This is a genomic window from Sphingobacterium bovisgrunnientis (assembly GCF_009829085.1).
GTDB lineage: Bacteria > Bacteroidota > Bacteroidia > Sphingobacteriales > Sphingobacteriaceae > Sphingobacterium > Sphingobacterium bovisgrunnientis.
This window is the reverse complement of sequence record NZ_WUQY01000034.1, coordinates 21,387-33,957: the sequence shown is the minus strand read 5'-3', so window position 1 is coordinate 33,957 and position 12,571 is coordinate 21,387. Positions and strand designations below refer to the sequence as shown.

Here is a 12,571-nt window from a genome sequence, read left to right as displayed (position 1 = left end):
TCGGCTAACACTTCCAACTGTAATGGCGTGTTCGGGACTTGCACCCTAGAGTTATCGCCCATGCCGGGCGCACCAAAGAAAAAGGCTGTATGAAGATACAGCCGTTTGATTTATAAGACGTTGAAATTACATTCGTGGGCGTCTATGTCCTGGGAATTGATTCTCACTTTGCATAGGATTAATTCCAGAGAATTTCTGCAATTTGAATGTAAATGTCAACATAAAATATCTTGCTAAACGATTTGTTTGGCTATCTCTTAATATCTCACCTACAGTACGATTTATATTCGTTTGTTGATTCAATATATCAAATCCTTGGAAACGAATAGTGGCACGTTGGTCTTTCAAGAATCTTTGTTCAATGAACGAATTGATGATAAATGGATTCGCATTAGTACGGTATCCAGAGTTAAATTCTTTAGAAACATCAGCACCAAAAATAGTGTTCGCTGTTAAATTTACTGAACCAACAATATTTGGAACTATCTTCTGTGTATTAGCAGCTGCAAAATCAGGTAAAGTAGAGCTCGTCCATGTATAATTATAACGTACACCTGGATTGATTTCTAAATTCTCTGATGGATTATATCTAAAAAATAACATTTGCGTTAAGGTTGTATTATTATTGACTCCCTTATCGAATCCAGTAGCCGCTACATTATTTACTAAACTTGCATTCTCATTATCTGTCAAGTAAGAAATTGTACGTGCATAGCTCACGCCACCACCATACATGATATTATAGGTCTTCTCTTTCAATGATCTAGACCAGTGATAAAATGAATTTATATTGTATACCGGATCCGATTCATTGATGTAACCTATTTCTTGTACAATTCCTGATGAAATTACATTCGGGTCAGTAGGCTGATCTCTATAACGTTTATTTAACGTAACAATTTTATCTTGTGTAATCTCCGAGCGCAACATCGCGAAGAAAGACTTGCCCTTTTGAAAATCACCCGTTCTTAATCTCACATTCATAGAGTGTCTGAACTCTGGATCCAAATTCGGGTTACCTAGCGTCGTGGTCGTTCTATTTGTACTTACTTCAAAAGGTAATACCTGAGAAATCCCTGGCTCAGTTGAGCGGCCTGAATAATTGAAAGTAATATTTGATTGACGAGAGAATTTATATTCAAAGCGTGCAATTGGAATAATATTCAAATTAGAACGATCGATATTCACATTATTGGATAATGATTTGGCTGTACCTTTTAATAGAGATGGTTGAACTGCAGCTCCTAATGAATATTTTACTTTGTCATTCTCAAACATGTAGCTTGCACCAAATCTGTGTGTGGTGAATCCATAGTCATAATCGTAATTGAAATTCAATTTTTGATCTGGCAAAGCACTACCATTCTCATTAAAAGCAGATTGTTTATCCTCATTATCATAATCATTTGTATTATAATCGTAAGCCAATTCTAATTTACTTTTTTCTGATAAAGGCTCTAAATACGAAACTGAAGCACCAGCATTCCAACTTTTGTTTAATGCTTCACGGATAGTTTGCTCGTAAATCTCACCAATTGGTGTATTTTGATTCGATGGATCATATGTTAAACGATCTAAAACCTGATTGTATTCGTTAGTCGTCGATGCATTATCATAATTAAAATTGAAAAATAGGTTTCGCCCCTTATCATTCAATCTTCTATTGTATAGTCCAGAGAAATTGTAGCGAGGACTAGTAGATTCGTTGTCTGCTAACTGCAACTGCGTATAATCTAATGCCGAATTATTGTATAAAATTGAATTCGCTAAATTTTTTGTAGAGTTATCGTTGAATCCAACTTGTGGTGTAATTTTGATATAATCCTTATCAGTAATATTCCACTCTAAATTTCCTTCAAAACGATGATTACCACGAATACTATTGTTATTAGTCGTATCACCTTCTGTTAAGTTCTGACCAATATACTCTGTAAAGGAATTAGATAATGTATTATTATCATCGCGTCCGTACGAATACGAACCGTAAGTCTTCAATTTTTCAGAGAAATCATGGCGAACATTAATACCAATTGACCCTGTGTTTGTAATACCTTCAGCACCTCCAAACATACCTCCACCACGGCCGCCACCGCCACCTTGACGACCACGGGCGCCACCACCCATTGCATTAAAGTCAAATAAAGGAGCGTTCATATTATTTAGATTTCCCAAAACTGAAATTTGGGAATTTGCTTTAAATCCCATAAACATACCTGTTGTTTGATAGCGCTCTTCTGTACCTCCACCAACACGTATTGTCGTAGCATAACCGTTATTGTATTTCGGATCAATCTGAATATTCAACACTTTTGTTGATTCCCCAGATTTATTACCAGTCAAATTTGCCATATCCCCAAAATCATCCACAACTTGGATTTTTTGGATAATATCTGCTGGTAAATTCTGTGTTGCCGTTTTCACATCACCACCGAAGAAATCTTTACCATTGATACGTACACGCGTAACTTGCTCACCCTGGGAAGTTACATTACCGTCTTTATCTACATCTACGCCTTGTAATTTTTTCAAAGCATCCTCTGCCACAGCACCTTGACGCAACTTTAAGTTGTCCATAGCATATTCAACAGTATCACCTTTTACTTGAATGGTAACAACGCCTGCTACAACAACTTCTTCAATCATATTTGAAATCGGAGCCAGCTGAATAGTAGGAACCAACATTCTTGTTTCTCCAGCAGGGAAAGTAAACTCATTTTCATATGGTTCAAAACCCAAACTCGCAATTTTGATTTTGAATTTATCTGCTTTGACATTGTTGAAGGTAAAGATACCTCCTACTGATGAGCTGGTACGCAAAGTATCAGTCTCAGATATAAATTGCACTGTAGCTCCAGATACTATTCGAGATAGGGAATCACGTAGTAAACCTTGAACTACCTTGTTGGATTGAGCTTGTAGGTTAAAACCTAGACTCAAGAATAATACGGCTATTAAAGCACTATAAAACTTCATAATGTATATGTATATAACTAATTTTTTATTTTATCAAAAACCCAAATATCTGTATCGCTCGAAAATGGATTTTTTAGTGTGTTACTCATCGTTGGTCTTCCCATCATCATCGGAGACATATTTCTATTTCTGTTTGAATTAGAAGCAATTTTTTTCATTTGGTTATAATATGTATTTATACCCAAGTTAATTGCTAAATCATTAGTTTTTAGTCCAACTAAGCCCAGAGGTATCCTAGCTTCGTAAACCAAACATTTATTACTATCTATTTTAACTTTTGCCTGTATATTATAATCGTTGTTAATTGCTAACACACCATCACGCACACGTCCAAACCCCGACAGAAAATAACCATTCACATTATTTAGAAGCTCTTCTTCAAAATTTTTATTCGCTAATTCTTCATCATTAGCCAAAGCTCTCCTGCGCTCCCTGTCCCAATAAGGGAATTGCAATCGAGCTCCTTCTTTCTTTTTGTCTGTATAGCTAATATCTACAAATAAGCCACCACGAAAAGCTTCACGCTGCAACTGCAAATCTTTGACAACAATAGCAACAAACAATTCATTATTTTGTTCAGCTACCGCAAAAGACCATAGATCGCCAGGAACAGTTGTCAAATGTCCATCCCAATCGTTTAAACTTGCATCAATTGAAATATTCTCCGCCTTGGAGAAGGTATAATTCACTTTTTTGTTTTTCTGTGCAAATGTAAGATTAGGCAGAATAACACATAATAAAAGAAAAGAAAGCTTATACATTAGTTTTTCTACTTATTTTTACGAATGAATTAGACCGTTCAATTATTGAAAAGTTTAATCGAGATACAAAAAAAACAATTAGTTATTGTATCGACTACAATTTTTTGTGTTATCACAGAGAAGTTACAGATTAGAAAGTATGTTATTATCACATTATCAAGAAGATTTAGTCGAAGCAGGTTGTGACGAGGCAGGAAGAGGATGTCTCGCAGGTCCAGTTTTTGCAGCTGCTGTTGTATTTCCAAAAGGATATTACAATCCGATTCTCAATGATTCGAAAAAGCTTTCGGAAAAGAAAAGAATGGAATTGAGACCAATAATAGAACGTGATGCTTTGGCTTTTGCAGTAATGACCGTTAGTCCCCAAGAAATTGATAAAATAAATATTCACAACGCTTCTTACAAAGCGATGCACCTCGCATTGGATGCGCTTACGGTACAACCCGAGTTGCTACTGATAGACGGTAATCGTTTTATTCCGTACAAAAATGTGCAACACCAATGCATTATTAAGGGTGATGGAAAATATTTGTCTATTGCGGCAGCTTCTATATTAGCAAAAACCTATCGTGATGATTATATGGTAGAACTAGGAAAAGATTTCCCACATTACGATTGGGCTACAAATAAAGGATATCCAACAGTGAAGCACCGTACTACTGTATTGGAGCTGGGGTTCACACCGCATCATCGTAAGACTTTTACAGTGACTAGACCGCAACTGACTTTGTTTTAAAACAAAAATGGCTTTTCGATTGAAAAGCCATTTTTGCTATTATGCTACTTTTTGTTTTCTTCTGTAGGTAAGGAAAATTCCTCCAATAAATCCTAAAACCAATATTATAGATCCTATCAACGATATAATACTGCTAATTTTTACTGTCTCTGGATCGAATACAAATTCTACTTTGTGATTTCCTCCAGGCAATTGCAATGCACGCAAGATATAATCTGCACGTAGAATCGGAACTTCTTCGCCATCTACATACGCCTTCCATCCTTTTTCATAATATACTTCCGAGAATACCGCGAACACATCATTTGGAGCAGAATACTCATATTCCATTTTGTCTGGATGATAAGAGGTCAACTTGATGGAAGCATTATTCGCTAAGCCCAATCTTTTTTCGTCAATCTTAGACTTAAATTCTTCATGCACGAAAGCTTCTTTTGATGGATCAAAGCTACTAATCGCCTGCATTTCTTGGTTATTATCTTTTACAAAAGTCACTCTATCCACAAACCAAGCATTTCCAGCAGCTGTCGAACGGCGTTGAATTCTATCGACATTATTCTGAGGATCCTTTGTAATTAAATAGCGCACGTTGAACATATCCAACACGTCCTCATTGATTGCGCCATTGAATTGATGTTCTAAGATTTCTTGATAGCGCATTAATTTTGCTGCATGGTAACCGCCAAAATTCTTGTGGAAGAAAGAAGCTTTAGCGTCCGAGAAAGGATTGGTAGTCAAATCCAATACGCGATAACTTGGATCCTTATCAATTTTAATCAATTGATCAACTTCACGCTCTTCAATAGGATTTCTGTAAACACTTTTATCCACAAATGTATCATTATTTAGGTAGCGCTTATCAACAGTCCAAAGATCTACCAACGTCACAGTACCAATGGCAATTATGAGGACAGTAGCAGATAATTTCTTTTTGATAAAGGCAAATATTAAAGCCAAAACAACAGCAACAATAAAGAACGAGCGCCAAGCATCAGCCGATGCCAAGTTTGATCTATCTTTTACCAATGCGTCCGCTAATTGGTTAGCCATTCCAGCATCACCCAGTTGTTGGCTAAGCATAGCTACAAAACCTTGGTGATCTGAAACTCTAAAGCTTAAAATACTTGGTACAATTGCAATCAGCAAACAGATTACTGCTACTGATCCAAAACTATATAGTATCTTTTTATCTAAATTTACAATTTCATCTTTTCGATTTATTAATTCGTGAACCGCTAATACTGCCAAAAGAGGAACTAATATTGACGGAATAATTAAAATAGATTCAGGAGCTCTAAACTTGTTGAAGAGAGGGAAATAATCAAAGAAAATATCGATAACCAATGGGAAGTTTTCCCCAAGAGCCAATAGCATCGTTAAAATAAATGCAGAAAGTATCCACCATTTCAATCGATCCTTAACAATAAATAAACCCAATATAAATAAAGCTATGACACCCGCGCCAAAATACCACGGTCCTGAAGTAAAAGATTTATCTCCCCAATAAGTAGGAATACTTTGAGCATATTGAACAGCCTGTTGTTGAGTTGCCCCCATGTTTGTGAAAAATTTAGCCACATGAGATTTTTCATCTAAAAGACCTCCCGATTTTCCCCCAAAGGCATTCGGAATTATTAATGTTAAATTCTCGCTTATACCTTGACTCCATGCATAAGCGTAATCTTTATCGAGTCCGGCAGATGATTTTCCATCCTCCGTCTTCGCAAGATTTGCTTTACCACGCGTAGTTAACTTACTGTATTCATATGTCGGAAATAATACCGTTGCATTTACCGCCACTGCAACCAAAACAGCACCTAATTGAATAGCACTGTTTTTTGCAAACTCGGGTAACTTCTTGTCACGAATTGCATAATATAATTCAAACCCCACGAACACTAACAACGCTATAAACAGATAGTACGTCATTTGAACATGGTTCGTTCTAATTTCTAATGCTAGAAATAAAGCCAATAAAATAGCACCCCATAATTTATTGCCTCGATAACACATTATTACTGCTCCAATAATTGGAGCTAAGTAAGCAATGGCATAGGCTTTGTTAACATGTCCCGCTTCAATATAAATGAAGTTGTAAGAAGAAAAAGTTATGGCAATTGCACCAACTGCAGCCAACCATGGCTTAACACGCAATACACTTAACAAAAAATATCCCCCTAATAAATAAATCAATATTACATCGGCAGGCAATGGAAAAACTGATTTTACAGCGTTACTGATATACGTTGCTACGTTTGTAGAATGATGGTACCAAATTTGGAATGTCGGCATACCACCAAACATAGAGTTTGTCCATTGTGGTGCTGTACCATCTTTCGCTTTAAAATCAAAAAGCTCTTTTTGGCTACCCATTGCTTGTACCACGTCATGTTGTGATAGTGTTTTACCTTGCCATACCGGGGAAAAGTAAAAAAACACTAACGCAAAAAATATTGCAACAACGATTAAATGCGAGGAGTTTTCCTTAAACCAATTTTTCATGAATAATTTAGCGGTTATTTTTTGTCAAAGTCCAAAAATATAGAATTGATTTTAATATTTACCTAGACTTTGTTGATTAGTTTCCTTTTTCAATTAACTTTTTAATATCGGATAATTCGCCAAAAAGCACCAACAAATCGTTTTCCTGCAAAACAGTATCAGACTTTGCAATACCCGAAGCCTCTTTATGCGAGTTTTCGGTAACCTTTACCGTTGTTAGCACGATGACTTTATATTTATTTGTCAGGTTTGCTTCTTGCAATGTCATGCCCACATATTTGCGCGGCACTTTGGTTTCAATGATGGAATAGCGTTCGGATACTTTAAACGAATCAACAATATCAATATTGTCCAATCGCATGGCTAGTCGCTCTGCAGCCTCCTCTTCGGGCATAATATATTCATCGATTTGCATCGCTTCCATCACTGTGCGCTGCAGATCAGAAACTACACGTCCAATAATACGCTTCACACCCAATTGTTTTACTAGTGCTGTTGTCATCAGCGTCGCTCCCTCATCTTCTCCAATCGCTACAATCACCGCATCACAATCTTTAAGCGGCAGCGAACTCACAGCCTCCCGATCGGTAGTATCTAGGCAAACGGTATGTGTGATTTTATCTTTTAACTGTTCGACAATTTGAATATTGAGATCAGCACCGATTACCTCATGTCCCAATTCCGTCAGGTGAATACCCAACGAACGTCCAAAATGCCCCAATCCCAAAATTATATATTTCATTCTTGATTTTTTTCACGTGAAAAACTAGAAAAGTAACTTCTCCGTAGGATAAATATAACTTTTGTTTTTTGTATTCTTTATAAATGCCACCAAAAGTGTTAGCATCCCAACCCGTCCAACAAACATCGTCACGATAACTATTATTTTACCAGCTGCACTTAATGATTGCGTAACGCCCATACTCAATCCACAGGTTGTGTAAGCTGATACTGCCTCGAAGAGTAATGGAATCATTTGCTTTTCAGGATCTGTCACATTCAACAAAATAAATGATAACGTAATAGTTAACACTGACAAAATTATAATCGCAAAAGCTTTATTAATCGATTCTGCGGCTATTCTTCTTTTAAAAATTTCAATTGAATCCTTTCCTCGCGCTAATGCTATAATATTCATAAAAGCTAAAGCCAATGTCGTCACTTTTATTCCTCCTCCTGTAGAACCTGGCGCAACACCAATCCACATTAGGGTCGTAATCATAATCAAGGTAGGAATATTGAGAAAGCTAATATTTACACTATTGAACCCCGCGGATCGCGAGGCGTTTGCCATGAAAAACGAAGTCACCCATTCACCAGCAGCGGTTTTATCTTCTGTGAGTGTATAATTTTGCTCCATCACATAATAGGAAACCGTCGCCAAGAACAGCACAATCATATTACAGAGCACAATAAATTTTGTGTTAAATGAAAATTGCTGTGCCTTGTGCTTATAACGTTGTTTGTTTACAATGGCTTGAAATAAAGATTGGATTTGGGATTTTACGTAGGTATAAAAATTGTACACCGTTCCAAAGCCCATTCCGCCTAAAACAAATATTAAAGCGAGTACGATTTGAAAACCATAATTAAAACGGTAATTATCATTTCCAATTCCTTCTGGAAGAATGGAGAACCCAGAATTACAAAACGAACTTATGGAATGAAATACAGAAAAGAAGACCTGCTCGCCGATTGTAGTAAACTGTTCTTTATCCAGTGAAAAGAAAATAAACGCCGCACCTATAAATTCGAATAAAAGTGTAATTGATATAATCGTAAGCAAAGTCGAAATCACTGAATTCAGCTTATTCTCCCCCAGAATCTCTCCAAACATCAGTTGATTTTTGTAGGAGAAACCGCCAGAAAAAAAATAACCAAAAAAACCGGTAAAAGTCATTATACCTAAACCACCAACCTGTATCAACGCAAGAATTACACTTTGTCCAAAAAGCGAAAAATTAGTAGAAATATCAGCAACCGTCAAACCTGTAATACAAACCGCGCTGGTAGCCATAAATAAAGCATCAACAAAACTTAAAGGCGCGTGTAAGGTCGTTCTAGGCAACATTAACAATAACGTCCCGATCAAAATCAGCCCGATAAAACTAATGACAAATAAGATAGTCGGATTAAAATAGAAATTATCAAAAAATAAACTGCTTTTGGACAGTTCGGATATAAACACTGCACCTATGCCAAAATACATCCATTCGTCGCGCGCAAAATAATCTAAGAATCCTGCATCTGTAACTCGAGCTAAGACGATAAATAAAAGTCCAGCGACGACAGCAATTCCTGAATATTGAGAAACATTAATCCTACGACTCGCATAGATAGATGAGCCTGTACGAATTAGATCCAATAAAAAAAGTCCATAAAACATTATTACAATGGACCTTTCGGTGTATAAAGCAATTTCTGGACTTGTAATATATCCTACATGTGTAATGACGGTGAGTATACAAATCACACTCACATAAAACATGACTTTATCGACTACATTAGCGCGATAACGAAATACATATTTTAGAAAACTTGCTATGGATTCCATTATACAAACATAGTAATATACTTTACTTTACAAGCAATTACTGTTTAGAATCCTCTTCGGATTTATCTTTTTTCTTAAAAATTCCTTTGATAAAATTACCTGTCTTCTTACCGACATCTTTTGCCCCTTCAACAATGTCTTTTCCTTTTTCAACGACGCCTTTACCCGTTTCAGCTGCTCCCATCAATTTCGCCTCACGTTCTTTGCTAATTCCTGCACATTGTTTTATACCGTCAAGCATACTTTGCCACATTGTTTTGAAAAAAGTGTGCTCAGGCACGCGTGTATAATTCACTTTACCAATTGTATATACGCCCTTATTATCAGGGTTACTATCATTAATCAATAATTGATTAATGAGATATGAGACTACTTTTTTGGATGATTGTTCCCCATTTTCATTCTTCTTATTTAGAAGACTGATCTTTAAGTCGTCATAGTCAAAACGAAACTCACCCCAATTTTTGCGATCAGTACCTTGCATGTTGAAAGCTACTTTTTTGATATTTCCTGAAGCAATTTCCACATTTAATAGAGGCCTTAGAATGCGATTGAACGCAGTAGCATTCATTGCTCCGAGCGTGCCACTATAGGTATGTTGTCCAGTTTTGCTCAGCATATCAAAACCAAATTTGGCGTGAATATTACCAGCATTCATAATTTTTGCGCGCAAATCGGCACGCATATACTTATCCTTTTTTAGAGCAGAAGAATCGTTTGTGACATTTGTAAGCATTCCCGAAGCATTGTTAAAACTTATAAAGCCTTCTCGGAAGTATTTACCACTCATTTCGTGATATGTAACTGTGACGTTATCAACTATAACGGTGTCCAAACTCAATAGCTTTTTAAGTTTCAACAGTTTTTGATGAGGCGATTGTCCTATTTTGATAATCGGGAATTTTGGATAGCGCTTATCGGCATGCAAATCGACCGTACCGTTTTTAAGTTGGACTTTCCACGCTATTGTTTGTTGGTAGTCTACTAATGCCTGAAAATTTAAACGTTCCACGCGCAACGTATCAAATTTGAGCTCAGCCATTGTCACATTTTGTTTTTTTTGTTTATAAAATGCCGCCTTACTCATCTTTGGTCGAAAATCCACATCAGTCAGCAATATATTTTGCTCACGTGTATTAATCTTCAACCCTTTGAATTTTACTTTATAAAATCCATCTGGGAGATCATATTCAAACCCAGGTACGCTTACATCCACCATTTTAGTATAAAAAAACCGCGTTGTATCTTCTAGCGAAGTTTCATCCACCAGTACATCGTGCACTTTTATGGTAACTTTATCCACGTCAATGCTACTCTGCTTTCCCTCTTCAAACTTAGAATATTTAAACTGCACATTGTCAATATCTACATCACGCACATTTATTGAAGTAAAAATATCTTTAATACTTTCATACAAACTTTTCTTTGGTTCTGTGCGTACAGTGTCATTGAATGCGTGATATTCACTCATCAAATGAATATTAGGTTCTTCGAAAGAAATAGACTTGATGTGTAATTTTTTATTGGTGAGTACGTCCATAAGATTGAAGCGGCGTACTTTTAATTTTTTTAACTTAATATGAAAACGATTATTCGGAGCATCCTTCGTCAAAATCATTTTCTGATAAACCGCAGAATCAGGAATTAATTCAGCATTGGTAAGGGTGAAATTACCTAATCCAATATTTAGATCTAAATCATCATAGTGCAAGGAATACAGCCCATTAGTGGAATTGTGAACGACTTCTTTAAGTTTTGTCTCTACTATAGGTTTCCAATTTCGGCTATAATACCATACGACTGAAATAAGAATGATCAGGATTGCGCCTATGATACCAAGTACCCATTTCCAAACTGGCCTCATAAAAAAATGCTTTGCTTATTGATTTATAACAAAACAATAGACAAAGCATTTTGTTTTCAACGAATTATCGCAGCAATTTAACTTCTATTATCGTCATTATTATACATACTTATGTAGCTTTCGTAGCGTGAAGGTTCAATTTCACCGTTTTCAACGGCATCTAACACCACACAACCTGGCTCATTGATATGTACACAATTATTAAATCTGCACTTGTTTAAGAATGCACGCATCTCTGGGAAGAAATGTGATAGTTCTTTTTTCTCGATATCTACTATACCCAATTCGCGAATACCAGGCGTGTCAATTAATTTTCCACCAAAAGGCAAATCAATCATTTCCGCAAAGGTTGTTGTATGCTTTCCTTTATCCGACCAGTCTGAAATAAGTCCTGTTCGCAAAGCCGCATCTGGAACAATGCTATTTATCAATGTGGATTTCCCAACACCCGAATGACCTGAAACTAATGTAACTTTATCTTTTAACAATGCAATGATATGGTCGATATTCGTACCTTCCATCGCTGAAACTTGGTAGCATGGATAACCAATATTTTCGTAAACCGCTTTATATTCTTCTAAAATCTCTAACCCTTCTTCACTAAATAAATCTAACTTATTAAAAACTAGAATCGCCGGAATACCATACGCTTCAGCTGTAACCAAAAAACGATCAATAAACCCCATCGAAGTCGGAGGTGAAGCTAATGTTACGACCAAAATAGCTTGGTCCAAATTAGCCCCTATAATCTGCGTTTGCTTCGAAAGATTGACAGATTTACGGATAATGTAATTTCTACGTGGCTCCAAGACTGTAATAATACCTGTATTTTGATCGGCTTCAAGTTCAAAATTTACCCAATCTCCCACCGCAATTGGATTTGTCGTTTTAATACCCTTAATTCTAAATTTCCCTTGAATACGGCAATCGTAAGAGTTTCCATGCTCATCCTGTACTTGATACCAACTACCAGTAGATTTAATAACTAATCCTCTCATAGGGCAAATGAAGCAATAACTTTGATTTGTATCAACATTTTACAAAAGTCGCAAAAATAAATTAGAATAATAATTGATATGCAACAAGAGCAATTATCCTAATTTGAATTAGTTATACCTATAGTTAAGTATTTTTAAAATAATCATTAATCCAAAGGTAATTAAGGATTATTTTAATGTAAT

General features: G+C 36.1%; 8 protein-coding genes. 1 reads left to right on the top strand and 7 read right to left on the bottom strand.

Translation table 11 applies throughout. The features are described from left to right. Window positions 1–126: 126 nt before the first annotated feature. Both GOQ16_RS14340 and GOQ16_RS14335 read right to left on the bottom strand, forming a co-directional pair. Entirely contained in the window at window positions 127–2,973 is a 2,847-nt protein-coding gene (locus GOQ16_RS14340) for an outer membrane beta-barrel protein (RefSeq protein WP_160069916.1), read from the bottom strand. A gap of 17 nt (window positions 2,974–2,990) precedes the next feature. Further along, window positions 2,991–3,734 carry a hypothetical protein gene (locus GOQ16_RS14335; RefSeq protein WP_160069915.1) on the bottom strand — a complete coding sequence of 248 codons (744 nt, stop codon included), beginning with the start codon at window positions 3,732–3,734 and terminating at the stop codon, window positions 2,991–2,993. 139 nt (window positions 3,735–3,873) lie between these two features. On the opposite strand from GOQ16_RS14335, the gene rnhB reads away from it, so the two are divergent. Then, the gene (rnhB, locus tag GOQ16_RS14330) at window positions 3,874–4,470 is read left to right on the top strand and encodes a ribonuclease HII (RefSeq protein WP_160069914.1); all 597 of its coding nucleotides are present in this window, start codon (window positions 3,874–3,876) and stop codon (window positions 4,468–4,470) included. Window positions 4,471–4,509: 39 nt separating this feature from the next. Here rnhB and GOQ16_RS14325 read toward each other — a convergent pair whose 3' ends face one another. From GOQ16_RS14325 to rsgA, 5 genes are all read right to left on the bottom strand, one after another. After that, entirely contained in the window at window positions 4,510–6,972 is a 2,463-nt protein-coding gene (locus GOQ16_RS14325) for a YfhO family protein (protein ID WP_160069913.1), read from the bottom strand. A gap of 76 nt (window positions 6,973–7,048) precedes the next feature. Then, the gene (locus GOQ16_RS14320) at window positions 7,049–7,714 is read right to left on the bottom strand and encodes a potassium channel family protein (protein WP_160069912.1); all 666 of its coding nucleotides are present in this window, start codon (window positions 7,712–7,714) and stop codon (window positions 7,049–7,051) included. Between the two features lie 24 nt (window positions 7,715–7,738). Beyond that, entirely contained in the window at window positions 7,739–9,526 is a 1,788-nt protein-coding gene (locus tag GOQ16_RS14315) for a TrkH family potassium uptake protein (protein WP_240141055.1), read from the bottom strand. 37 nt (window positions 9,527–9,563) lie between these two features. Next, entirely contained in the window at window positions 9,564–11,390 is a 1,827-nt protein-coding gene (locus GOQ16_RS14310; protein WP_160069911.1) for a hypothetical protein, read from the bottom strand. 77 nt (window positions 11,391–11,467) lie between these two features. Continuing rightward, window positions 11,468–12,388 carry a ribosome small subunit-dependent GTPase A gene (gene rsgA, locus GOQ16_RS14305; RefSeq protein WP_160069910.1) on the bottom strand — a complete coding sequence of 307 codons (921 nt, stop codon included), beginning with the start codon at window positions 12,386–12,388 and terminating at the stop codon, window positions 11,468–11,470. Between the last annotated feature and the right edge of the window lie 183 nt (window positions 12,389–12,571).

Excerpts from the sequence above, each read along its gene's own strand:
- rnhB (WP_160069914.1), top strand. The coding sequence starts at position 3,874 with ATGTTATTATCACATTATCAAGAAGATTTAGTCGAAGCAGGTTGTGAC.
- rsgA (WP_160069910.1), bottom strand. The coding sequence starts at position 12,388 with ATGAGAGGATTAGTTATTAAATCTACTGGTAGTTGGTATCAAGTACAG.
- GOQ16_RS14325 (WP_160069913.1), bottom strand. The coding sequence starts at position 6,972 with ATGAAAAATTGGTTTAAGGAAAACTCCTCGCATTTAATCGTTGTTGCA.
- GOQ16_RS14340 (WP_160069916.1), bottom strand. The coding sequence starts at position 2,973 with ATGAAGTTTTATAGTGCTTTAATAGCCGTATTATTCTTGAGTCTAGGT.
- GOQ16_RS14335 (WP_160069915.1), bottom strand. The coding sequence starts at position 3,734 with ATGTATAAGCTTTCTTTTCTTTTATTATGTGTTATTCTGCCTAATCTT.
- GOQ16_RS14320 (WP_160069912.1), bottom strand. The coding sequence starts at position 7,714 with ATGAAATATATAATTTTGGGATTGGGGCATTTTGGACGTTCGTTGGGT.
- GOQ16_RS14310 (WP_160069911.1), bottom strand. The coding sequence starts at position 11,390 with ATGAGGCCAGTTTGGAAATGGGTACTTGGTATCATAGGCGCAATCCTG.
- GOQ16_RS14315 (WP_240141055.1), bottom strand. The coding sequence starts at position 9,526 with ATGGAATCCATAGCAAGTTTTCTAAAATATGTATTTCGTTATCGCGCT.